The organism is Rhodococcus sp. PML026, assembly GCF_000963615.1.
Taxonomy (GTDB): Bacteria; Actinomycetota; Actinomycetes; order Mycobacteriales; family Mycobacteriaceae; genus Rhodococcoides; species Rhodococcoides fascians.
In genome coordinates this window covers 338,058-361,802 of the sequence record NZ_KQ031376.1, presented here as the reverse complement: position 1 = coordinate 361,802, position 23,745 = coordinate 338,058, and the positions used below count along the sequence as shown (strand labels likewise).

24 protein-coding genes are annotated in these 23,745 nt (G+C 64.7%); 16 read left to right on the top strand and 8 right to left on the bottom strand.

Features of this window, described 5'->3' with window-relative positions; translation table 11 throughout:
- The first annotated feature begins 10 nt into the window (after positions 1 to 10).
- The 10 genes from VF34_RS21210 (at position 11) to VF34_RS25120 (ending at position 10,473) form a co-directional block, all read left to right on the top strand.
- A complete protein-coding gene (locus VF34_RS21210) occupies positions 11 to 1,621 on the top strand; it encodes an acyl-CoA carboxylase subunit beta (protein WP_045842009.1) in 1,611 nt (536 codons plus the stop codon).
- A 23-nt stretch (positions 1,622 to 1,644) separates the two neighbouring features.
- Complete coding sequence (locus VF34_RS21205) at positions 1,645 to 1,893, top strand: acyl-CoA carboxylase epsilon subunit (protein WP_045842112.1); 249 nt, start codon at positions 1,645 to 1,647, stop codon at positions 1,891 to 1,893.
- 14 nt (positions 1,894 to 1,907) lie between these two features.
- Positions 1,908 to 3,704 (top strand): acetyl/propionyl/methylcrotonyl-CoA carboxylase subunit alpha, encoded by a 1,797-nt coding sequence (locus VF34_RS21200; protein WP_045842111.1) that lies wholly within the window; start codon positions 1,908 to 1,910, stop codon positions 3,702 to 3,704.
- A gap of 14 nt (positions 3,705 to 3,718) precedes the next feature.
- Positions 3,719 to 4,183 (top strand): MarR family winged helix-turn-helix transcriptional regulator, encoded by a 465-nt coding sequence (locus VF34_RS24410; protein WP_052718700.1) that lies wholly within the window; start codon positions 3,719 to 3,721, stop codon positions 4,181 to 4,183.
- 164 nt (positions 4,184 to 4,347) lie between these two features.
- A complete protein-coding gene (locus VF34_RS21190; RefSeq protein WP_045842008.1) occupies positions 4,348 to 6,501 on the top strand; it encodes an MMPL family transporter in 2,154 nt (717 codons plus the stop codon).
- A 42-nt stretch (positions 6,502 to 6,543) separates the two neighbouring features.
- A complete protein-coding gene (locus VF34_RS21185) occupies positions 6,544 to 6,963 on the top strand; it encodes a DUF302 domain-containing protein (protein ID WP_032383505.1) in 420 nt (139 codons plus the stop codon).
- A 52-nt stretch (positions 6,964 to 7,015) separates the two neighbouring features.
- A complete protein-coding gene (locus tag VF34_RS21180) occupies positions 7,016 to 7,285 on the top strand; it encodes a metal-sensitive transcriptional regulator (RefSeq protein ID WP_032366273.1) in 270 nt (89 codons plus the stop codon).
- 128 nt (positions 7,286 to 7,413) lie between these two features.
- The gene (locus VF34_RS21175) at positions 7,414 to 7,893 is read left to right on the top strand and encodes a Fur family transcriptional regulator (RefSeq protein WP_032366272.1); all 480 of its coding nucleotides are present in this window, start codon (positions 7,414 to 7,416) and stop codon (positions 7,891 to 7,893) included.
- 75 nt (positions 7,894 to 7,968) lie between these two features.
- Positions 7,969 to 10,164, top strand: a complete 2,196-nt coding sequence (katG, locus tag VF34_RS21170) for a catalase/peroxidase HPI (protein ID WP_197077504.1) — start codon at positions 7,969 to 7,971, stop codon at positions 10,162 to 10,164.
- Positions 10,165 to 10,329: 165 nt separating this feature from the next.
- Positions 10,330 to 10,473 (top strand): hypothetical protein, encoded by a 144-nt coding sequence (locus VF34_RS25120; protein ID WP_155288482.1) that lies wholly within the window; start codon positions 10,330 to 10,332, stop codon positions 10,471 to 10,473.
- A gap of 3 nt (positions 10,474 to 10,476) precedes the next feature.
- Here the strand turns inward: VF34_RS25120 and VF34_RS21165 are convergent, their stop codons facing one another.
- Entirely contained in the window at positions 10,477 to 11,460 is a 984-nt protein-coding gene (locus tag VF34_RS21165; protein WP_156158547.1) for a fumarylacetoacetate hydrolase family protein, read from the bottom strand.
- Between the two features lie 121 nt (positions 11,461 to 11,581).
- Between VF34_RS21165 and glsA the strand changes: the two genes are divergently transcribed.
- The gene (glsA, locus tag VF34_RS21160) at positions 11,582 to 12,790 is read left to right on the top strand and encodes a glutaminase A (RefSeq protein WP_032387098.1); all 1,209 of its coding nucleotides are present in this window, start codon (positions 11,582 to 11,584) and stop codon (positions 12,788 to 12,790) included.
- A 24-nt stretch (positions 12,791 to 12,814) separates the two neighbouring features.
- On the opposite strand, the gene VF34_RS21155 is transcribed toward glsA, so the two are convergent.
- Positions 12,815 to 13,996: an NAD(P)/FAD-dependent oxidoreductase gene (locus tag VF34_RS21155; RefSeq protein ID WP_045842108.1), complete on the bottom strand. Its 1,182-nt coding sequence runs from the start codon at positions 13,994 to 13,996 to the stop codon at positions 12,815 to 12,817.
- An 8-nt stretch (positions 13,997 to 14,004) separates the two neighbouring features.
- Positions 14,005 to 14,472: an STAS domain-containing protein gene (locus VF34_RS21150; protein WP_045842007.1), complete on the bottom strand. Its 468-nt coding sequence runs from the start codon at positions 14,470 to 14,472 to the stop codon at positions 14,005 to 14,007.
- A gap of 202 nt (positions 14,473 to 14,674) precedes the next feature.
- On the opposite strand from VF34_RS21150, the gene VF34_RS21145 reads away from it, so the two are divergent.
- Complete coding sequence (locus VF34_RS21145) at positions 14,675 to 15,361, top strand: HemK2/MTQ2 family protein methyltransferase (protein WP_094718662.1); 687 nt, start codon at positions 14,675 to 14,677, stop codon at positions 15,359 to 15,361.
- Positions 15,362 to 15,422: 61 nt separating this feature from the next.
- Positions 15,423 to 15,587 carry a CDGSH iron-sulfur domain-containing protein gene (locus VF34_RS21140; RefSeq protein ID WP_063216898.1) on the top strand — a complete coding sequence of 55 codons (165 nt, stop codon included), beginning with the start codon at positions 15,423 to 15,425 and terminating at the stop codon, positions 15,585 to 15,587.
- Here the strand turns inward: VF34_RS21140 and VF34_RS21135 are convergent.
- The gene (locus VF34_RS21135) at positions 15,569 to 16,567 is read right to left on the bottom strand and encodes an iron-containing redox enzyme family protein (RefSeq protein WP_045842006.1); all 999 of its coding nucleotides are present in this window, start codon (positions 16,565 to 16,567) and stop codon (positions 15,569 to 15,571) included. The two genes, VF34_RS21140 and VF34_RS21135, sit on opposite strands and share 19 nt — an antisense overlap.
- 127 nt (positions 16,568 to 16,694) lie before the next feature.
- Between VF34_RS21135 and VF34_RS21130 the strand changes: the two genes are divergently transcribed.
- Positions 16,695 to 17,876, top strand: a complete 1,182-nt coding sequence (locus VF34_RS21130) for a zinc-dependent alcohol dehydrogenase (RefSeq protein ID WP_032366266.1) — start codon at positions 16,695 to 16,697, stop codon at positions 17,874 to 17,876.
- A gap of 76 nt (positions 17,877 to 17,952) precedes the next feature.
- On the opposite strand, the gene VF34_RS21125 is transcribed toward VF34_RS21130, so the two are convergent.
- Entirely contained in the window at positions 17,953 to 18,906 is a 954-nt protein-coding gene (locus VF34_RS21125) for a hypothetical protein (protein ID WP_045842005.1), read from the bottom strand.
- Between the two features lie 207 nt (positions 18,907 to 19,113).
- Here VF34_RS21125 and VF34_RS21120 point away from each other — a divergent pair, with 207 nt between their 5' ends.
- Together VF34_RS21120 and VF34_RS21115 are read left to right on the top strand one after the other, a co-directional pair.
- Positions 19,114 to 19,506, top strand: coding sequence for an OsmC family protein (locus VF34_RS21120; RefSeq protein WP_027496209.1), 393 nt, complete (start codon positions 19,114 to 19,116; stop codon positions 19,504 to 19,506).
- Positions 19,507 to 19,545: 39 nt separating this feature from the next.
- Entirely contained in the window at positions 19,546 to 20,382 is an 837-nt protein-coding gene (locus tag VF34_RS21115; RefSeq protein WP_045842004.1) for a YihY/virulence factor BrkB family protein, read from the top strand.
- Here the strand turns inward: VF34_RS21115 and VF34_RS21110 are convergent.
- From VF34_RS21110 to VF34_RS25645, 3 genes are all read right to left on the bottom strand, one after another.
- A complete protein-coding gene (locus tag VF34_RS21110) occupies positions 20,330 to 21,043 on the bottom strand; it encodes a CDP-alcohol phosphatidyltransferase family protein (RefSeq protein WP_051365079.1) in 714 nt (237 codons plus the stop codon). The two genes, VF34_RS21115 and VF34_RS21110, sit on opposite strands and share 53 nt — an antisense overlap.
- Positions 21,044 to 21,141: 98 nt before the next feature.
- Complete coding sequence (locus VF34_RS21105) at positions 21,142 to 21,339, bottom strand: hypothetical protein (protein ID WP_156158546.1); 198 nt, start codon at positions 21,337 to 21,339, stop codon at positions 21,142 to 21,144.
- A 133-nt stretch (positions 21,340 to 21,472) separates the two neighbouring features.
- Positions 21,473 to 23,722 (bottom strand): glycosyltransferase, encoded by a 2,250-nt coding sequence (locus VF34_RS25645; RefSeq protein WP_231578258.1) that lies wholly within the window; start codon positions 23,720 to 23,722, stop codon positions 21,473 to 21,475.
- Positions 23,723 to 23,745: the final 23 nt, after the last annotated feature.

Here is a 23,745-nt window from a genome sequence, read left to right as displayed (position 1 = left end):
GGACATCTGCATGACGACAACCGAACCCGATATCCATACCACTGCGGGTAAATTGGCCGATCTTCGTAAACGCCTGGGGGCTGCGGAGATGCCGTCGGGTGAGGCGGCGGTGGAGCGGGTCCACGCGAAGGGCAAGTTGACCGCGCGTGAGCGGATCACCGCTCTGCTCGACGAGGGCTCGTTCGTCGAACTCGATGCGTTGGCGCGGCACCGATCACAGAATTTCGGGTTGGGTGACAATCGCCCCTTCGGTGACGGTGTCGTCACCGGCTACGGCACGGTCGATGGCCGTGATGTGTGCGTGTTCTCCCAGGACGCGACCGTCTTCGGCGGCAGTTTGGGGGAGATCTACGGCGAGAAGATCGTCAAGGTGATGGACCTGGCGATCAAGACCGGGCGGCCGTTGGTGGGCATCAACGAAGGCGCCGGGGCCCGCATCCAGGAAGGGGTGGTCTCCCTCGGGTTGTACGGGGAAATTTTCCACCGCAACGTCCGCGCCTCCGGGGTGATCCCACAGATCTCGGTGATCATGGGCCCCGCCGCCGGCGGGCACGTCTACTCACCCGCCCTGACCGATTTCGTGGTCATGGTCGATGGCACCAGTCAGATGTTCGTCACCGGCCCCGATGTCATCAAGACCGTCACCGGGGAGAACGTGACGATGGAAGAGCTCGGTGGCGCGCACACCCACATGGAGAAGTCCGGGGTCGCGCACTACGTCGCGTCCGGGGAGCAGGACGCCCTCGACTACGTCCGCGACCTCCTGTCGTATTTGCCGTCGAACAATCGGGCCGATGCCCCGCGGACGGTGGCGTCGGATCCGATCGTCGGGGCGATCGAGGATTCGTTGACGGCGGAGGATCTCGAGCTCGACACGTTGATTCCGGATTCGCCGAACACTCCGTACGACATGCACGAGGTGATCCGCCGGATCCTCGACGACGACGAGTTCCTGGAAGTGCAGGAGGGGCGGGCTCGCAACATCATCGTCGGGTTCGGGCGGATCGACGGCCGGTCGGTGGGGATCGTGGCCAATCAGCCCACCCAGTTCGCGGGCACGTTGGATATCGATGCCTCGGAGAAAGCGGCCCGGTTCGTCCGCACCTGTGATTGCTTCAACGTTCCGATCATCACCCTGGTCGATGTGCCGGGGTTCCTGCCCGGGACGGGCCAGGAATACAACGGCATCATCCGGCGTGGAGCGAAGTTGTTGTATGCCTACGGGGAGGCGACGGTCGGGAAGATCACCGTCATCACCCGCAAAGCCTATGGCGGGGCGTACGACGTGATGGGCTCCAAGCACATGGGTGCCGATGTGAACCTCGCCTGGCCGACCGCGCAGATCGCCGTCATGGGAGCCTCCGGAGCCGTCGGGTTCGTCTACCGCAAACAGTTGCTCGAGGCCGCGAAGAACGGTGAGGACGTCGATGCGTTGCGGCTGACGTTGCAGCAGCAGTACGAGGACACGCTGGTCAACCCGTACGTCGCTGCCGAACGCGGATATCTCGATGCGGTCATCCCGCCCAGTCACACCCGCGGTCAGATCGTGACCGCGTTGCGACTGCTCGAACGCAAACAAGTCACCCTGCCCCCGAAGAAACACGGAAACATCCCACTATGAGCGGCGAAGCGAATCATGACGCAGTGAGCGACACGAATCATGACGCAGTGAGCGAAGCGAAATCTGCTGCTGCGTCGGATAGTTGGTCGTTTCGCGGAAGTCCGACGGACTCCGAGATCGCTGCTGTCGTTGCGGTTCTGACTGCCGCGCAGTCGTCGGTGGCCGAGGACGTGCCGGCCCCGATCGATCTGTGGGGTCGACCGGAAGATATGCATCGTTACGGACTCGCCAGTGCCCCAGCTCTTTTCGTCAATGCTCGATTCGGCCAGTGAAGGACTTCGCACAGATGACCACCTCTACCTCCCATAAGAAGATTTCCAAGGTTCTTGTTGCCAATCGTGGTGAGATCGCGGTTCGGGTGATCCGGGCGGCCGCTGATGCCGGGCTGGCCAGTGTCGCTGTGTACGCCGAACCCGACGCCGACGCACCGTTCGTCCGCCTGGCCGACGAAGCATTCGCACTCGGCGGACAAACCTCCGCGGAGTCGTACCTGGTCATCGACAAAATCCTCGATGCCGCCGCCAAATCCGGAGCCGACGCCATCCACCCCGGCTACGGATTCCTCTCCGAGAACGCCGACTTCGCCCAAGCTGTCATCGATGCAGGACTGATCTGGATCGGACCGTCCCCGCAGTCCATCCGCGATCTCGGCGACAAGGTCACCGCCCGCCACATCGCCGCCCGCGCCAAAGCCCCCTCGGTCCCCGGCACCTCCGAACCGGTCAAAGACGCCGACGAAATCCTGGCGTTCGTCGACGAACACGGCCTCCCCATCGCCATCAAAGCCGCATTCGGTGGCGGCGGACGCGGCATGAAAGTGGCCCGCACCCGCGAGGAAATCCCCGAACTGTTCGACTCCGCCACCCGCGAAGCCGTCGCCGCATTCGGGCGCGGGGAATGCTTCGTCGAACGCTACCTCGACAAACCACGCCACGTCGAAGCCCAGGTCATCGCCGACCAACACGGCAACGTCATCGTCGCCGGCACCCGCGACTGCTCCCTGCAACGCCGCTTCCAGAAACTCGTCGAAGAAGCCCCCGCCCCGTTCCTCACCGACGCCCAACGCAAAGAAATCCACTCCAGCGCCAAAGCCATCTGCCTCGAAGCCGGCTACTACGGCGCCGGGACCGTCGAATACCTCGTCGGCCAAGACGGCCTCGTCAGCTTCCTGGAAGTCAACACCCGCCTGCAGGTCGAGCACCCCGTCACCGAGGAAACCTCCGGCATCGACCTGGTGCTGCAGCAGTTCCGCATCGCCAACGGCGAAGAACTGACCATCACCGAAGACCCCGAACCGCGCGGGCATTCGTTCGAGTTCCGGATCAACGGCGAAGACGCCGGCCGTGGGTTCCTGCCCGCCCCCGGACCGGTCACCACCTTCACCGCCCCCTCCGGACCGGGAGTGCGCGTCGATTCCGGTGTCGAATCCGGCAGTGTGATCGGCGGCCAGTTCGATTCGATGCTCGCCAAGCTCATCGTCACCGGAGCCACCCGCGAGGAAGCCCTCGCCCGCTCCCGCCGGGCGTTGGCCGAATTCACCGTCGACGGGTTGGCGACGGTGATCCCGTTCCACGCTGCGGTGGTCTCCGATCCCGCGTTCATCGGCGACGGCGACTCCTTCTCGGTGCACACCCGGTGGATCGAAACCGAATGGGACAACCAGGTTCCCCCGTTCACAGCCGGGCAACCGATCGACGACGACGAGGCCCTGCCGCGGCAGTCCGTCATCGTCGAGGTCGGGGGCCGACGCGTCGAGGTCTCCCTGCCGGGCGAACTCACCCTCGGCGGTGGCAGCGGCGGGAACGCCGGTGCGGTGCGGCGCAAGCCCAAGGCCCGCACCCGTGGCGGTGCCGGAGCCGGCGCCGCCTCCGGTGACTCGGTCACCGCACCCATGCAGGGCACCGTGGTCAAAGTCGCCGTCGACGAAGGCCAGGAAGTCGCCGCCGGGGACCTCGTCGCCGTCCTGGAAGCGATGAAAATGGAAAACCCCGTCACCGCCCACAAAGCAGGCACCATCACCGGCCTGAGCGTCACCGCAGGCGACGCCATCACCCAAGGCACCGTCCTCGCAGAAATCAAGTAGGGGAGTACCTTTCGATGACTGCCCTCGCTGAATCGTTCGACGGCGACACCTCTCCGGCGCATTCCACCGAGTTCGAGATCGTGTCCACGGTATTGCGGATGGCCTCGGCCGCCCGGGTGCGGTTGGCGGAGGCGCTCGATGCCCAGGGACTGAGCTGGGCACGGTACGAGGTACTCGAATTGGTATGTCGGAGAGGGCCGTTGTCGTACAGCGCGCTCTCACGTGAATTGGTGCGACACCGAACCAGCATCACTGCGACAACTGCCAGTCTCGTCGACGCCGGCCTGTTGGTGCGCAGTATCAATCCGCGAAATCGACAGCAGTACTTGGTCGACGCCACCGACTCGGGGTATCGCGCGGTGACACGTGCCGAACGTGCGCTCGAACGGGCTCGGTCGCGGATGGCGGTCGATGCAGATTCCGAGCAAACACTCGAAGTGCTGCGCGGCATCGAGAAGCAGTGGAACAGGCGGGGCTGACCGACACGTCCTGGTTGTGATCCGCCGACGGTGATGCAAGTACCCCTGGGGTGATACCCCCAGGGGTACTTGCATACCCCCTTGGGTATGTGCAATGGTGAGCACGTTCGATCGCTCGGGGTTTCATCCGCCTCGACCGATACCCCCACCCGTATAGGAGAACCATGTCGCTGCGCGATGCCGAAATTCTTCGCCCACCTGACGACCTGACCGCGAGAGGGCCAGGACTACTCGGCCGTGCGGGTGCGTCGATGGTGACCCACCGTCGTTGGGTGTTCGGCGTATGGCTCATCGCGCTGATCGGCCTCGGTTCGTTCGCGCCCTCGGTCTTCACCGATCTGGCGGGAGCCGGGTGGCAGGCGAACGGATCCGAATCCGTACAGGTTCGAGAACTGGCCCAGCAGCATTTCGGTGGCAATTCGTCCGCAGCGGTGCAGGTGGTCGTTCACTCCGACGCAGCATCCATCACGGACCCCGCTGTTCGGGCAGTGATCGACGACGTGACCGAGGTGTTCTCCGGTGACTCCCGATTCGGAGACGTCGTTGCGCCGCAACCGAATATGACGATCAGCCCGGACGGCCGCACCGGCATCGTCATCGCCGGGGCGAACGGCACGACCGACGAGATGGTGAAGGCCGTCGACGATGTGAAGGAGCGGTTGACTGCGCTCTCGACCGACGGAATCGAGGTGTATCCCACCGGTTCGTCGGCCCTGTGGTCGGACTTCAACAAGGCGAACCACGACGCCATGATCCAAGCCGAACTGTTCTCGTGGCCGGTCACCTTGGCGATCATGGTGCTTGCCTTCGGTTCCCTTGTCGCGGCCGGTTTGCCGCTGCTGCTCACCGTCGCGGGGCTCGTTGCCTCCGCTGGTGGTCTGGTTCTGCTCAACGGTGTCACGCCGATCTCGGTGTGGGCCATGAACTTTGCAATGATGTTCGCCCTCGCGCTGGGAATCGACTACGCCCTGTTCATCGTCGCTCGATTCCGCGACGCGCTGCGGAACACCGACCCTCGGGCTGCCGTCGCCGCCACCATGGACACCGCAGGTAAGGCCGTCGTGTTGTCCGGGCTGACGGTGCTGGTGAGTCTGTCCGCAGTGCTGCTGGTCCCCGCGCCGGCGGTGCGCACGATGGCCGTCGGGATCATGTTGGCTGTCGCCTTCGTGTTGCTGGCAACGATGACTCTGCTGCCTGCGGCATTGGGTGCGCTCGGACCCAAGGTCAACGCCGCTTCGTTGCCGTACGCCAAGCGTCAAGTGCATCGATCCCCAAGGTTCGCGGCATGGGGGGAGTTGCTGCACAAGCACCCGTGGCCGTTCGCGGTCGTGTCGGTGGGGATTCTGATTGCGCTCGCCCTGCCGGTGCTCGGGCTGAAGGTGGCAATGCCGTCGATAGCAGTGGTGCCCGAGGATGCCCCCGTGCGGCAGGGTTACGAGCTCGTTCAGGACCGGTTCGGACCGGGCGCACCGGGTTCGCTGCAGATCGTGGTTCCCGAAGTGGATGCTGCCGAGACCGCAACCGTCGCTGCGCGGGTCGACGGGATCTCGATGGTGACGCCGCCGCAGAGTGCGGCTGACGATTCGGGATATGCACTGCTGCAGGCAATTCCGTCGGTGGATCCGTCCGACGAAGCGATGGGCTCCATTCTCGCCGAGCTGCGATCGACATTGCCCGATTCGGCACTCGTCGGCGGAGCACCGGCAGAGAACCTGGACCTGCAGCAGGCTTTGAACGACTACCTGCCGATAGTCGTCGGGATCATCCTGGTTCTCGGATTCGTGCTGCTGCTGGTGGCGCTTCAGGCTCCGCTCATCGCGTTGCTCGGTACCGCGGTGAGCCTGCTGTCCACCGCGGCGGCGTTCGGCGTCGCCAAGCTGATCTTCCAGGACGGACACGGATTCTCGTTGCTGGGCTTCACGCCGCAGGGATTTCTCGACGGTTGGGGTCCGGTGTTCTTCTTCGCGATGATCTTCGCCATCGCCATGGACTACACGGTGTTCCTCCTGGCTACCGCCAAGGAGCATTACGAGCGCTCCGGTGATTCCAAGGTTGCCCAGGTGGACGGGTTGGCCCACTCGGGACGAGTCATCTTTGCCGCAGCAGCGGTGATGGTGGCAGTGTTCTTCACATTCGCACTGTCGGATCCGTTGCCCCCGAAAGAGATGGGCATCATCCTGGGTGTTGCGGTACTGCTCGACGCGTTCCTGGTTCGACTCGTCCTGCTTCCGGTCCTGCTACGGCTGACCGGACACGGCGCGTGGTGGTCGCCGGCATGGTTACGTGCTGTCCTGCCCTCCATCCGTTTTTCTCACTGACACAACAGCTCACACTGACACAACAATTTTCGAGGAGACATCATGAACATCGCACTGTCCACCACACTGACCGACACCGATTTCGCCGACGCGATCGAGAGCACGAGAAAGGCGTTGTCGGAGCAGGGATTCGGAGTTCTCACCGAAATCGACATGCAGGCCACGTTGAAGGCCAAGCTCGACGAGGACATGGAGCGCTACGTGATCCTGGGCGCGTGCAACCCGGGACTGGCTCACCGCGCAGTGGGGGTGATGAAACAGATCGGTCTGCTGTTGCCGTGCAATGTGGTCGTGCGTGAGAACCCGGCGGCGGCGCGGTCCGTCGTCGTCGAGGCCATGAACCCGGCCATCATGGTCGAGGTCACCGGTGAGCCGCGGTTGGGTGCGGTCGCCGCCGAGGCCACGGCGAAACTGCAGGCGGCAATCGCGGCCCTCGGCGGTACCGGTACCGCGCCGCAATGATGCCCCCGGGGGTACCCTGGGGTTCACTGCTACCACCATCGAAGGAATCGACATGATCGGCGACGAAGACAGCATTGCACTGGTACTCAACCGGCTCAAGCGTGCGCACGGCCAACTTGCGGGTGTCATCGGGATGATCGAGAACGGTCGTGATTGCAAGGACGTCGTCACCCAGCTCGCTGCCGTGTCGCGGGCGCTCGACCGTGCCGGGTTCAAGATCGTGGCAACCGGCCTACGGGAGTGCATGACGGGGGATGCTGCTGACGGTAGGGAACCGATGACCGAGGCCGAGCTCGAAAAGTTGTTCCTGGCTCTGGCCTGAGCCGCCGGCCGAACTCCGGACGAACGGCATGTGTCGGGTTGCAGTCGATACCGAGTTGCAGTCGACAAGCAGCGGATTCGACTGCATACTTGACTTGGTCCAGAAAACCGGAGGATGCTGACGCTGTGATGCCGATCTCACCCTATGCGGAGCAATTACGCACCGCCGATTTGCGCGTGACCCGTCCGCGGGTCACCGTGCTCGAGGTCGTCGAAACCAATCCGCACGCGGACACCGACACGATTCTCGGACTCGTCCGATCGGTGCTCCCCGAGGTATCACGCCAGACGGTGTACGACGTTCTCAATGCCCTGACCGCTGCGCGCCTGGTGCGTCGCATCGAGCCCGCGGGATCTCCCGCACGATACGAATCTCGGGTCGGGGACAACCATCACCACGCTGTGTGCCGCAACTGCGGCGTGATCGCAGACGTGGATTGCGCGGTGGGCGAGACGCCGTGTCTCACCGCATCGGACTCCGTCGGTTTCACGATCGACGAGGCAGAGGTCATCTACTGGGGCTTCTGCGCACAGTGTTCGGCTGCTCGCGAGCAGCCGGCAGTTCCCGTTCAGTTCCCTCCCCGGTCTCGAACACAGCAGAGTTCGTGACCACCGATCACAGCCCGATCGTCACACCTTGGAAGGAAGCACGTGTCTGAAGATCACGTAACACGCGAAAAAGAGATGAACGAGGATCAGCCGCAGGAGAGCGGTGGCAAGTGTCCGGTCATGCACGACGCGATGCCCACGCCTGTCGAAGGCGGCGGCAACCGCGAGTGGTGGCCCAAGGCGCTCAATCTCAAGATCCTCAAGAAGAACCCGGCCGTGGGCGATCCGATGGGTGCGGATTACGACTACGCCGCCGAGTTCAATTCTCTCGATCTCGCCGAGGTCAAGCGTGACATCGAAGCCGTGATGACGAACTCGCAGCCGTGGTGGCCCGCGGACTTCGGGCACTACGGTCCGTTCTTCATCCGCATGGCGTGGCACGCGGCCGGAACCTACCGCAAGCAGGACGGTCGCGGCGGTGCCGGAGCCGGCATGCAGCGATTCGCTCCCCTCAACAGCTGGCCCGACAACGCGAGCCTGGACAAGGCCCGCCGTCTCATCTGGCCGGTCAAGCAGAAGTACGGCCGCAAACTGTCCTGGGCCGACCTCATCGTGCTCACCGGCAACGTCGCCATCGAGTCCATGGGCCTGCCGACCTACGGCTACGCCGGCGGACGCGTCGACGCCTGGGAGCCGGACGAGGACGTCTACTGGGGCCCCGAGCAGACCTGGTTGGGCGACGAGCGCTACCACGGTGACCGCACGAGCCTCGAGAACCCGCTGGCCGCAGTGCAGATGGGCTTGATCTACGTCAATCCCGAAGGCCCCAACGGCAATCCGGATCCCGTGCAGTCCGCACTGGACATCCGCGAGACCTTCGGCCGCATGGCCATGAACGACATCGAGACCGCGGCACTCGCGGTCGGTGGACACACCTTCGGCAAGACCCACGGCGCAGCCGACCCCGATGCCCACATCGGACCGGAGCCCGAGGGCGCGCCCATCGAGCAGATGGGCCTGGGCTGGAAGAACAGCTTCGGCACCGGCTCGGGCGCCGACGCGATCACCAGCGGACTCGAGGTCATCTGGACCCCGACGCCGACCCAGTGGGACAACTCGTTCCTCGAGACCCTCTACGGCTTCGAGTGGGAGCTCTACAAGAGCCCGGGCGGCGCACACCAGTGGCGTCCGAAGAACGGAGAAGGCGCGGATCTCGTTCCCGACCCGGCGGATCCGTCCAAGCGTCGCCACCCGTCGATGCTGACCTCCGACATCGCGATGCGCGTCGATCCGATCTACGAGCAGATCACCCGTCGTTGGCTCGATCATCCCGAGGAGCTCGCAGAAGAGTTCCAGAAGGCGTGGTTCAAGCTGACCCACCGCGACATGGGACCGGTCTCGCGTTACCTCGGCCCCGAGGTTCCGGCGGAGCCCCTGCTCTGGCAGGACCCGATTCCGGCCGTCGATCACGAGCTGATCGGTGACGCCCAGATCGCCGAGCTCAAGCAGGCCATCCTCGGTTCCGAACTGAGCCAGGATCAGCTGATCTCGGCTGCGTGGGCGGCGGCATCGTCGTTCCGCGTCAGCGACAAGCGCGGCGGTGCAAACGGTGGCCGTCTGCGCCTGCAGCCGCAGGCCGGCTGGGAGGTCAACGAGCCCGACGAGATCGCACAGGTCATCCGCGTTCTCGAAGGCATTCAGCAGTCGTTCTCCGGAACGGTGTCGTTCGCGGACCTCGTCGTCCTCGGCGGTGTCGCAGCCGTCGAGCAGGCCGCCAAGAACGCAGGCGTCGACATCACGGTCCCGTTCACCCCGGGCCGCATGGATGCGACGCAGGAGAAGACGGACGTCGACTCGTTCTCCGATCTCGAGCCCAAGGTGGACGGCTTCCGCAACTTCCTGGGCAAGGGCCAGAAGCTGCCCGCCGAGTTCAACCTGGTCGATCGGGCCAACCTGCTCTCGCTCAGTGCACCGGAAATGACCGTGCTGGTCGGCGGTCTGCGTGTACTCGGCGCGAACTACAAGGGGTCGACGCACGGCGTCCTCACCGACAAGGTCGGCACGCTCACCAACGACTTCTTCGTCAACCTCCTCGACATGGGCACCGAATGGGTTCCCACCGCGGAGGACGGCATCTACGAGGCCAAGGACGCCGCTACCGGCGAGAAGAAGTGGACCGGAACACGTAACGATCTGGTCTTCGGCTCGAACTCCGAATTGCGCGCTCTCGCAGAGGTTTACGCTTGCGATGACGCCAAGGAGAAGTTCGTCCGGGACTTCGTCGCAGCCTGGGACAAGGTCATGATGCTCGATCGCTTCGAGCTCGCCTAGTACTCACCGGCGCTGATGCGCCACCCGAACTCGAAGTTGTGGATGGAATACGAGCTGGATCCATCCACAGCTTCGAGTTCGTCGTTACCGGGCTGTTATCTTTCGATGCCGATTCGTGACTTTGCACCTGGATTTGTCGCAATGTCCGATTGTCATGCTGGTTGCATGACACAACAGGACGTATCCGCAGGCTCTGCGGACAACAACAGAGACGAAACACGTCAGAGTGCATCCGGTTTCGGGTCGTTCCTCGAGATGTTCCAGGACGCGTCGACCGACAAGTCGGACACCGAGCGCGGAATCCGATAGGACTCAGCGAGCACCGATGGTGTTGGTGACGGAGCCGATCCGTTCGATATCGAGTTCGACTCGGTCGCCCGGAGCGATCCACCGGTCGAGTTCGAGCCCACAACCGCGAGGCAGGGTGCCCGACGTCAGGAGCTCGCCGGGGTAAATGCTCTCGCCGCGACTCGCAAACGCCAGAGATTCACCCATGGAATAGCGCATCCCGGCAGTGCTGGTGGTCGACCAGAGCTCGCCGTTGACCCGGACGGCCGCGGCCAGCGAATCTATATGCGCCGCAACCTCATCGGGGGTGACGATGTCTGCGCCCATCGAACTGGCGAACGTCTTGGTCTTGACGACCGGGCCGAAGGGCGTCCGGCGCTGCTCCTCCCACTGTGTGTCCCGCGCGCTGATGTCGTCGAAGACGACGTAACCGCCTATCGAGGCCTCGGCCTCCCGCTCTGACGCATCTCGGATCGGTCGGGTGACGACGGCACCGAATTCGAGCTCGAAATCGAGAACTCGGCTGTACGACGGCCAGTCGACATCTGCCCCGTCGGCTACGACGGTCAGGTGGTTACCGGTGTAGTAGATCGGATGGTCGTCGAACCCCGGACCGGGACGCAGAGCCGGAAAAGTTCGACGCGTCAGCATCTCGAATCCACGGATGAACGGAACGGCACGCGGTAGATTTCGCCGAACGAGGTTGTGTGCGGCCAGATCCCAGTGCTCGTCCCAACCCAGGAAGCAGCGCAGGGACGCCGGAACGACCGGAAGGGTCGGTGCCGGTCGGTCCATCGTCGCGACGCCCTCGTCGGCCGCCCGCCGCGCCACCGTCGTTGCGGCTTCACGTGCGGGTTCACCTGCATCGAGGAACCGAAGCATGGAACCGGTGAGCGGGCGCAGGATCTCGGGGGCACCCAGAGTCGAGACCGCAGCCTCGAGATCGATCCACGTGGTCGTGTCGGGCACGTGGACGGCAAGGCGGTCGGCGGAATCGGTGGAGGTCAAGCGTCGCAGTCGCACGGGCGCGTCCGATCTGTGCGGAGCAATGCTCCACAACGGTTGAGGAACCCGGAGTGTAAACGGTGCCACGGTCGGCGTGTCAAGACCCGACGGTTAGCGTGGGGTGATGAGATCACCGGTGCCCGAGTATCTTCAGTCCGTCCTGACGGAGTGCCGACACCTCGACGATGGGGAAATGTCGAGCGGCAACCCGGAATTGGCGGCGGCCGATCCCGACACGTTCGCGGTTGCGCTCGCCACCGTCGGTGGGTCGCACTACGGGGCGGGCGATACCGACACCGAATTCTCCATCCAGTCGATCGCCAAAGCGGTGGCCTATGCGCTGGCCATCGAGGACAACGGGCTCGCAGCGGTGCTCGAGGCCGTCGACGTCGAACCGTCGGGTGATTCGTTCAACGAGATCTCGTTGGAAGCGCGGACCGGTCGACCTCGCAACCCTCTGATCAATGCCGGTGCGCTGGCGGTACATTCGATGATCGCGGGCAGTGACGGCGAAGAACGAGCGGGGCGGCTCATCGAGCTGCTCGGAGCCATGGCCGGCCGTGAACTCCACATCGATCGGGCGGTGTACGAGGCCGAACTGGAATCCGACGATCGAAATACCGCGATCGCGCACCTGCTGAAGTCGGTCGGCCACCTCGGTGCGGAACCCGCGGTCGTCGTCGACGGGTATGCGCGCCAGTGCGCGGTGACGGTGACGTGCAACGATCTGGCCGTGATCGCCTCGGTGATGGCGAACGGCGGAACCGATCCGGCCACCGGCCGACAGGTCGTCGACCCCGCGGTCAACCGTCACGTTCTCGCTGTCATGGCAACCTGTGGGATGTACGACGGCAGCGGCAGTTGGATTGCGACAGTGGGCATTCCGGCCAAGAGTGGAGTCGCGGGAGCCATCATGGGCGTGCTCCCCGGTCAGGTGGGTGTTGCCGTGATCTCGCCCCGGTTGAACGAGCACGGAAACAGCGTCCGCGGGGTTGCGGTGTTCGAGAGGTTGTCACGCGACCTCGGTCTGCACATGATGCACGTCCCTCCCAGCGGCGAATCCGCCATTCGAACGCTGAGCGAATCCGACGGCGTCACCACCGTCGAACTGCAGGGCGAGCTGAGGTTCGCCGGTGCGGAATCCGTCGTCGCCCGTCTTGCGGCCGGCGTCCCGGACTGCGAGGAGATAGTCGTCGATTTCACCGAAGTGCGCGCCGTCGACGGCGCTGCACAGCGCCTCCTTCGAGAGGCTGTGAGCGGACTGGAAGACGACGGCTACCGCGTCGTCGTCGAGGATCCCGACGGGCTGATGAACGCCTCCCGCGACAGCTGACACCCCCGAACCAGACGGTCGGTGTCACAGTCTCCCGGCGAGAATCATGTGCCAGTAGGACTGCGGTAGGCCGTATCGGTCGAACGCCCACGCGGACCGTCTGGGTTTCAGGGGATCGAGAAACGAGGGTAGCGACGAGTCCAGTGCACCGGTGCGGTCGAACTCGGCAGCAATCAGAGTGTGTGCTTCGACAGCGATGGGTGCGACGGTGTACCCGTCGTAACTCGACATCGCTCCGCCGCTCCTGGATGCGACGAGATTGTCGACGAGAACCGAAATCTGTTTGCGTAGAGCGCCACCCGACGAGTCGGTGTCGATCGCTGCACCGTCGCCTGCAGCCCACACCTCGGGGTGGCGTCGGTGCCGCATCGTGCGGGAGTCGATGTCGACGACACCGTGCGGCTGCTCTCCTGCCAGACCGGACTCCTGTACCCACAATGGTCCGCGATACGGCGGGACCAGGTGCAGCATGTCGTAGTCGATACGCTCGTCGACCCCGGCGTGATCGGTGACGGTGATGCGCTTGCTCTCGGGCTCGAGCGCCGTGACCGATGTATCCATCAGGACGCGCACACCCAGGTCTCGGAGGTGGCCGGCGAGCCGGGGGTCCAGGTCAGGGACACCGAGCAGACTCTCACGATCGACGACCAGCGTGATGTCGACGGTCGGTAGTCGTCCTGTGCGTCTCCAATGGGCCGCCGCGAGAAACAGCGGCTTGACGGTGGTCCCGGTACACCCGACGGGCGGACGCGGCACGGTGAACACGGCATGACTGTGTGCAGGCAGGTCACGGACCAGCCGCCATGTGCGCTCGGCCCGGTCGAGGTAGTTGCTGGCGACATCGGGAAAACGAAGTGCCGCATGCACACCCGGCAGAGCGGCTTCGTCGGCGATCAGGCCCTGCCCCAGCACGAGATCACGGTAGCCGTACTCCATTCCCGACGCGCAGCGAACCGATCGTTCTGCCGGATCCACCGACACGACCGAATCTTCGAGCCACACACAGCCCTCGGGGGTCACCGAGCGTTGGGTCCGTTCGGCCTCGGTCAGCGGTGCCTGACCGGCACCGACGTACGACAACAGGGGCTTGTACGTGTGCACCTGCTTGGGCTCGATCACTGCGACGTCGGACACGCCCTTCTTCAGCAGTCGTGCGGCCGCGCTGATCCCGGCATTACCTCCACCGATGATCAGCACGTCGTACATGGTGCGGCTCACCGTGAATCGGCCGCCTGCGCTGTGACGTCGGCGCGGGCACCGGTTTCGGTGCGGGCTTCGGCGAGCGTGCGGTAGACGAACACGCGGTCCGAGACGCCGCTCGGGTCTGCGCCGTCGGGAAGCACAACGGAGAGTTTCTGCTGCCAGCGACCCTGGCGAATGGCGGTGGCGTCGAGCACGGAGCGAACGCCCGCCGCGACGAACGTGACGCGAGACAGATCGAGAATCAGAGCCCGGCCGCGCTCGGCGGCTTCCCCCAACGTCTCGGCCAGCACCGGAACGTCGACGTCGGTGATGGTGCCGGCAATGCGCACCTCGATGTCGTCGCCCGCGCTCTCGTCGACCGACACCGTCATCTCGGCCTCCGGGGGCGAGGAGCGGGTACTCGAGGCACGGTCGCCGGTGGTGGAGAGCGATGGAACCACACCGGCGAGCGGAGTTCGAATGGACGGAACGACGATCATGGACAACTCCTCTGGAGCCGAACTCCTGAACCCGTGCAGGGGGAGTGCGGCAGTCGATTGCCGAGACTGCGGGCTGCTCCTCAACCACACACGATCCAGCACTACCCCGAAGTGCGTGTCGGTAAGCCTGTTCCGAACAACCGGTTTGCGGGGCTTGGACGCGGGAATACGAATCCGACAATCCACGCTGGGAGGAATGTCCATGACGACAGCCGAATTCGATTCCGTCCGTTCGCTGGCACGAGTGCACGCCGATCCCGGAGTGTACGAGCCTCAGGAGGATTCACTTCTGCTGTGCGACGTCGCCGCAGATTCGGGGCTCGTGCCCGGAGCCCGTGTACTCGACATGTGTACCGGTAGCGGCGCAGTGGCCATCACCGCAGCACTGCTCGGTGCCCGCGAGGTGGTGGCCTTCGACATCTCTCCGCGTGCGGTTGCCTGTGCGCAGCGCAATGCCCGGTCGGTCGGAGTCGATGTGGATGTGCGGCTGGGGTCGTTCTCGGAGGCGACCGAGCTGGAGCCGTTCGACATTCTGCTGTGCAACCCTCCGTACGTTCCGTCGGAGACCGCGCCCACCGGCATGGGTTTGCACCGCGCCTGGGATGCGGGTGAGGACGGGCGAGTGGTGCTCGACCCTCTGTGCACGCGAGGCGCGGAACTGCTGGCACCCGGTGGTGTGCTGCTGGTGGTCCACTCGGAATTCTCGGGTCCGCAGCGAACACGGGAGATGCTGAATACTCACGGTTTCGGTGCATCGGAGGCGGCGTGCCGCACAATCGACTTCGGGCCCGTCATGACGGCTCGTGCCGAGTGGCTCGAGGCCAAGGGCGTGCTCGAATCGGGCCGCAGAACGGAAGAATTGGTGGTGTTGCGTGGCGACAAGCGATGAGTCGACGGGTGGTGACGCTGCACCTGCGCGCACTAGGGTGAGACTGGTCCGGGGCGGACCGATGCTGATCGACGGGCCGGTCGAGATCGAACTCGACGACGGCTCCGTTGTCACCTCGGATCGTTTCGTCGTCGCGCTGTGCACGTGCAAGCGCAGCAAGACGTACCCACTGTGCGACACGAGCCATCGCGCGAAGCGACGAGCGAGTCAGTCCAGCGACGACTGACCGGCGGACCACCGCTGCATCACGTGGTCCGCGAGCGCGTTCTCGACGAAATCCAGTGCGCGCATGCCGAAGACGATGTCGGCTTCGATGTGCGGTTCCTGTCCGATCAGGTTCTCCACCACGTCGTGGCGCAGGACCTGCTCGTGGACGGCGTCGGCCTCGACGTGCTCCGCGTAGAACGCGATGCATGCAGCCGGCGCTGACAGCCTGCGAAGGCCCTGCACGAACCGCTGTGAACCCGGCGAGGACGTGATCTCCGTGGCGGCGAAATGGCCCACGGTGGCACCTCGGCGGCTACGGTGCAATCCGAACAACGACATGAGGTTGACCCACGCGAGTGTCTGGGCGGGGACGCGATCCACGTACCCGAGGTAGGACGCATCGAGGTCTGCTGCCGTCATGGATTCGGCCCACAGATGCTGGTGGACACGCTCACCCCTGCCACCGCCGTACTCGTCGAATTCGACGGCGACATACGAGGCCTTGACCTGGCCGACCAGCCTCGGGATCGCCCACGCATGGGGATCCGCTTCCTTGAGGTGGTAGATGGACCGATGTACGAAGTACTCGCGCATCTGCTCCCACGATCCTTCGTCCCGTAGGAACCACGACGGGCCGGTACCGGACGACGCCTCGACCGACAGTCGCTTCATTTCGGCGACGACGTCGTCGCCGGGTTCGACATTCGAGCGCACGTAGTTCAGAAACGCGGATTCGAGTGCTGCTCTGAACTGCAGCAGTGCCGGATCCCACTCCAGTTCGTCGTCCACGCCCTCGAACCCGCGGTAGTGCAGTTCGTAGCTGACGAGCAACGCCAGTTGCATGTCACGCGACGTCGGATCGGCATCCGACGCGCTGGGCAGTGCGGCACCGCCGCCGGTGGAGAGATACCGGATCACGGCGTCCGAGAGTGGACCACACGGCACCGGCAACCGAGGCGACACGAGGGTGGGGGCGATGGAAGGGGTCACAACACTCATTGTTCACGCCTACCCGCTGCCGGTCACGGTCAATCGTGTGGGTCCGATGCGTTTGCACGCATACGAAGCAGGTAATCCGCTTCGTGCGATTCCGAGTTTCGGGGTCGAGTAACAGAGAGGAGCCTCCATGCGCGCAGTGACATGGCAGGGCAAGAGGAACGTCAGCGTCGATTCGGTGCCCGATCCCCGCATCGAAGCGCCGACGGACGCAATTGTGAAGATCACGACCACCAATATCTGCGGATCGGACCTACACCTGTACGAGACGCTCGGTGCCTTCATGGACCAGGGCGATATTCTGGGTCACGAGCCCATGGGCATCGTGGAGGAAGTCGGTTCGGAGACAGGCGATCTCGCCGTCGGAGACCGTGTGGTCATCCCGTTCCAGATTTCGTGTGGACATTGCTACATGTGCAATTCGAGTCTGTACACCCAGTGCGAGACCACCCAGGTTCGTGAGCAGGGCATGGGTGCCGCGTTGTTCGGCTTCTCCAAGCTGTACGGCCAAGTGCCCGGTGGGCAAGCGGAGTACCTCCGTGTTCCGCAGGCGCAGTTCACGCACATCAAGGTCCCCGAGGCCGGACCCGATTCGCGATTCGTCTACCTCTCCGACGTATTGCCTACCGCGTGGCAGTCGGTGGAGTACGCGTCGATACCTGCAGGCGGGTCGGTGACGGTGCTCGGACTCGGTCCCATCGGAGACATGGCCGCCCGCATCGCCCAGCACAAGGGTGCTCGGGTCATTGCTGTCGACCTCGTACCCGAGCGCCTGGCGCGAGCTGCGGCACGGGGAATCGAAACGGTGAATCTGGCCGAACACAGCGGGGGCGTCGGCGACGTCATTCGTGACATGACCGACGGCCGAGGAACAGACGCGGTGATCGATGCCGTCGGAATGGAGGCGCACGGCTCACCGGTCGGCAAGCTGGCCCAGCAGATCGTCGGAATGCTGCCCGACGCCGTGGCCGCACCGATGATGCAGAAGGCCGGCGTGGACCGGCTGGGTGCGCTGTACTCGGCAATCGACATCGTTCGACGCGGCGGAACCATCTCGATCATCGGTGTGTACGGAGGTATGGCCGATCCGCTACCGTTGATGACCTTGTTCGACAAGCAAATTCAGCTGCGGATGGGCCAGGCGAACGTCAAGCGATGGGTCGACGACATCATGCCGCTTCTCGGCGACGACGATCCGTTGGGCGTCGATTCGTTCGCCACTCACGAGCTTTCGCTCGAAGAAGCGCCGCATGCGTACGACATCTTCCAGAAGAAGCAGGACGGTGCGATCAAGGTTCTGTTGAAGCCCTGAACCTTTCGAATACAGCGATGCGGCCCGGAACTTCACGGGCCGCATCGGTATTCGCAGAAGGACCGATCGATCGTCGTCAGTCGACGGAGATAACGTCCTTGGCGATTGCTGCCAGGCGAGTCTGTCCTGCGGACACGACTCCGTGGCGGTTCTTGTGTGCCTCTTCGTACGCCACGACAGTGCGTACGTCGGCGGGTGTGGTCAGTTCCTTGATGGCGGCCACCGCGTCCGAGACGTTGAGGTCGTCGTAGTCGGCTACGGGAAGCTCGTCGGCACCGAGAGTTCCACCGGCGGACCGAGCGGTGTGAATGGCGTCGGCGACAGAATCGACACCTTCGCTACGGGTGACATCCTCGGCGGCTTCGAGTGCTGCATCGCGGCTGGCGGTCAACGTTCTGACGGCGACGTCGCCTGCGTGTGCACCGCGGCCCAGCAGAGCGCTCAGTCGATCCGGGGTGGCGCGAGCGACGTCCAATGCGCGGTCGAGACCGCGGGCCGACCAGTTGGCCGGTGCGTTGACGATCTTGACTGCGGTGCCGGCAGCTGCCTGGATAGGCGTCCGGCGCAGTGCGGCGGGTCCACCCAGGGCGTCTTCGGCGAGGACGGTCTCGAGCCATTCGACCGTGGCGGCGTGCGCGGTGGCCAAGCGGCCGGCCAGTGCCACGACGGACGGTTCCTCGGCTGCTGTCGCCAGAGCCTTGATGTACTTGGCTCGACCCAACAGTTGCTGCTCGAGGGCGAGATCGCCCAGCAGTGCCTCGTCGAACGGCTGCGCCTGCTCGGCGACTGCCTTCACCGCTGCGAAGGTGCGTCCGATGAACGGTGCCACGACCTCGGGTAGCCCGCCGAGGTTGCGCAGTGCTTCCTCGATGGCGGCGGCGCGGTCACGTCCGTTGGCGGCGTTCTGCGTCAGTTCCCGACGAACCGCTTCGGTGCGCGCCTGCACGACGCGGGTTTCCGCGACCTGAATTTCGGTGTGTGTCAGCTGCAGTGCAATCCGCAACTGAGCGATCAAAGTCGATGTGCTCATGGTGCTCCCCTTTCGGTGGGTGGGTACATGGATCCGGCCGATGCCTGTGGGTCACAGCGTGATGCTCGGCCCTGTTCGGGTGTTACCCGCCGGTAAGTTCTGCCAAACGGCTGTACCGCAGGTGTGAACAGCGACACGTCCGAACCGCTACTCGTGTCGGCGGGATTCGACGGTTTCGATCGGCAGCGGAATGGACATCCGACACCGATGACTACCGAGCTGTACACAGCAACCGTCTCTGCAACTGCGACCGGCGTGACCTCCGACGACGGAGTGCTGTCGTTGAGTGTGCGAGAACCGGCCGAACTCGGTGGCCCGGGCGAAGCCACCAACCCCGAGCAGTTGATGGCCGCAGCGCTGTCGAGTTGCTTGGTGGAGTCACTGCGAATCGCACTGGGGACCGTCGGCGGCAGTGTCGACGAACTCGCGGTCAAGGGCACCGTCGTGCTGACCGATTCCGACGCATCCGGTTACGACGCAAAATTCGCTCTGTCGGTGTCGCTACCGGGCACCGACAACCCGGAGGCCGTACTCGCGCAGGCCACGTCGATCTGCCCGTTCCTCAAAGTGATCGACGCCGTGGACGTCACCCTTGAATAACCGCTCGATCGTTCGGCGGACCCGCTCCGAACGCGCGCGATGACATCCGTTCGCGTTCGGGCGGTTCGCGGAGTGCAGGCGATCAAAGCCGGCTTCGCGCGTGAGGACACCACGCTGATCGCGGGCGGACTGACGTTCTACGCGGTGATCGCCGTCGTCCCTCTGTTGCTTCTGACGATCCGGGCGACTGTGTTGTTGGTGTCGGCGCAGTGGGTACAGGGCGGATTCGACGCCATGTCTGCGTTACTGCCCGATGCGTTGGGTGCCCGCGCGGCGCTCGACGGCCTGGCCGATGCCGGAATACACCTGGGACCGCTGGGGGTCGTGATCTCGATCTTTCCCGCGACGTTCTACGGAGAGGGTCTGCGGAGGGCGATCGTGCGCTTCGCCCCGACCCGTGAAACGTTCACCGGGTGGCGAGGCAGAGCTGCGATGGTGCCCTTTTTCGTTGCCGCCCCGGTGTTGCTCCTCGGGGTGCTGACCGTCGCACGCGTCCTGCAGGCGACCACGGGCGGCGGGGGTGCCGGTGCGCTGGCTCTACGAATATTTCTGGGGTTCAACTGCCTATGGCTGATCCTGGCCGTTCCGCTTGCCTGGACCTACCGGGTCATCGCGCCGCGGGCGGTGGGGTGGCGGGCACTCGTGGCCGGCTCCTTGGTCACGTCGTCGATCGTCACCGGGTTCATGCACGGCTTCATCTTGTTCCTGGCCATTCCGGTCGACCTCGGTGCACCGTTCGGCGGTCTCACCGACATCGGCGGCGGTGTGGCAATCATGCTGTGGATGTTCGTCTTTCACGTGCTGGCGCTCGCCGGCTGGCTGATCACCGCCGAGTTCGATCGGCCCGTCGGTACAGCCCGAACATCAGCTGGGTGAACCCGAGAACAGCCAGACCACACGTCACCGATATTCCGATCGTCGCGGACGTCTGAGCGCTACCGGGGCCCGCGCCCGCAACGGTCGCGGTGACGACTGCGGCAACGACCCGAGACGGCCGCTCCCACACTGTCAGAAAGCCGACGTCGGAAATCCCGGCTCCGACGGCACGCGCGCGGGCCGTCTCGTGCAGCAATGTCGTCACACCGACGGCAACGACGATGGGCATCGGAGCGCCCAGCGCGAGGCTGCCCGCGAGGAACAGCAGATCGCTGCACCGATCCGACACCGTGTCCAGCAGATAGCCCCACTGCGATTGGGAACGGCCGATCATGGCCACGCCGCCGTCGATACCGTCGAGCAGCCCGGAGAACACGATGAGCACCGCCGCCAGGAGGGGCAGCGAGGTGCCCGGCCGGGACAACGCCACCGATCCTGCAGCCGCAACCACCGCGGCGACGGTGACGACGTGGGCCGAGACGGATGCGCGCACGAGCGGGGCGCTCAGGAAGTACACCAGACGAAGCCACGTCGACACGAGCACCGACGACGATGGATCGATGTTGCTGTGCAGACCCGACCATGTCGACAGATATTCCTGGCGGGTCGCCGGAAGTTCGGACGAAGTGCGCCGGCTCGGTGTGCTGCGCTGGTTGACCATCGACGATCCTTGCTCGGCAAATCGAAAGACCGACTCTACGAAAGATTCGTCGGTGTATACCCGCCTATTCGAAACCCACACCCGAGCGGCTCCAACAGTTACTGCTCGTCGGAGTTGCTCTGTCTCCTGCGGGCTTTGAGCCGCGATATTTTGATCCCGACGGCCGCGAACAGAATCAGCCATCCCGCGATCAACACTCCGCCTCCGACGAATGCCGCTCGCTGCAGAGGATGGGTGTCTGCGTACACGTAACCGACTGTGCCCCACAGCAAAGCGACGAAAAAGATAATCGCCATCATCCACATCATCGAATACAGCGTTCTGTTCATCATTCGCCCGATCTCGCCGTTGCTTTTGTCTGCCGCCGATTTACATTCTCCCACTGGCCGTACCCGATTCGGTCGAGTCGACACCGGAACCACCCCACATTCACCACGCGAGTTTCGGTTGAACCTCGCCCGCGAAGAGCCCGAACTCCGCGCCTGTCCGATGCATGTGCCCGAACAGGGCCTCCGCGAGGTCCTCGGAAGCCGTTCCCATCGTCGACGACCACCGTCGAGCGCGAGCGCTCGACCGAGACGTGCGCAGTTCGACCGTGCCCGAGTTGCCCACGTCGACCGTCAGCCGATCCGCTCCTGTCTCCACGAGACGACGAAGTGCGCCGGCACCGAACAGGACGAGGCCGCGCACCTCGAGCACCGCGTGAGAACGTGCGGTGTCTCCCGGAAGACCCACCTGGATGCGGCAGTCGGCGTCGCCCCACTGCCGCCGTAATTCTTCGGCACCGGGTCCGTGAATCCACACTCGACAATCAGGATGCCTCAGGACCGAGCCGACGGTCTCGAGGAGGGACGCAGCGCTGTGCCCGGTGGTATCGACAACCGCGACGATCTCCGGCAGCGCGTAGGTCAGACCCTGGGAACGCGCCGCAGGGTCGGTGATGCGGGAGGCCAGCATCAGCGCTTCGGCGTTCTTCCGCTCTCGGTCTCCGCCCGTGCGTTCGGCCCAGTCGGGCCCGTCGTGCCAGGCGACTGCTCGCGGCCGATGGGCCAGGACGGCACCTGCGGCGTAGGCCCGATGCGCGAATTCCCAGTCTTCTCCGCCGTACCCGACGAACGTCGGGTCGAACCCGCCGAGTTCCTCGAACAACGTTCGGCTGCAGGACATCACGGCACTGATGACGTATCGGTACGAACGACGGTCCGCGTCCAGAAGGTCTCGCGAGCCGGCGTAACCGTCACGAAGCCATGGAGGCTCGGTGAATTCCGTCGGGCCCGCAGATCGGCCGTCGAACCAGGTACCGACGTCCGCGGGCGACCACCCGCCGAGATCGGCATGTCGACGCCTACCCACCGTCACCGCATCGGGAAGGGCCACGATCAGGCGTACCGATTCCTCGATGTAATCGGGTTCGGGCACGGTGTCGGCGTCGAGGAAGCAGAGGATGTCTCCGCGCGCTGCGGACGCACCGAGATTGCGTGCGGCGGCGGCCCGGAATCCGAGATCCGGTTGGCGCACGACGGTGATGTCGAGAGCCGAGCCGAATTCCTCCACGTTCGGTTCCTCGGGAGATCCGTCGTCGGCGACGATCACCTGGATGCGGGACGCGGGCCAGGTCTGCGCGGTCAACGCTGTCAGAACCAGGTCGAGCTGGTGCTGCTGCCGGAAGTAGGGAATCACGACCGACACTCGGGGCGTGTCGGATGCGGTCGGTGCCAGATCCCACCGATTGTGCGGAACCACCGAGCGGCCATCGGGCAGCGCGATGGACGGTAGAGCCATGCCTTCTCGGAACAGGGAGCTGTACAGGTCGGCCGCCTGCGCCGGCGATGGATACGGTGCCGAGTCGGCGGCCTGCCATGTCTTCTCGGGTCGGCGTAACGCTTCTGCCATGGCCTCGGCCAGGCCCTCCACTGTGTCCTCGTGAATCCACAGCGCATCGGGCGAATTGACGGCCATCTCGTCGACGTATCGACCACGAGGGACCAGAGGGCGACGGCCCGCCGCGATCCAGGTGTTGATCGAACCGGATGCCGATACATGCCGGTGGAAAGCAACCGGGACAGCAATGGACCGCAACCGGCCGCCCAGTTCGGCATCGGGCACGAAGCCGGTCGTCGAAAACGGCCTGCCCAGATGCCGGGCAGTGCCGCGTAGTTCGTCGAGCACGTCCTCGTGTCCGGCCGACGCGGCCCCGACGATCTCGAACCCGACGTCGGTGTCCAGTGCAGACATGGCACCGAGTACTTCGCTGTGTCCCTTCCCCGGATAGACGAACCCGAGAATCCCGACGACTCGCCGGGGGACGACGTCGTCGGATCGTAGTGCCGGGCGGTCTATCGGTAGGGGAATGACCCGGATGTCGGGTCGGCTGTCGAGTATGTCCTCGACAAGCAGTCGCTCGTGCACACTCGACACCACGACCGTTGCAGCGCAGTCGATCACTCGGCGGTAGCAGTCGGTGCGTGCCGCAAACGCGGAGCCGTCCGAGATCTGGGGTACGTCGTGCAGCGTAACGGTGATGCGGGCTCGATGCTGCTGTGCCAGTGCGACAATGGCATCGGCTGCCTCGTGCGCGGTACGTCCGAACAGCCGGTCGGTGAAGTGAATGTGGACGGGAGTGTCGGGCGGTAGTCGGTCGGGAGCGGTCACCACGGGACTCGCTGTGGCCGTAGCCATGTCGCGGGCACACCGGACGACTC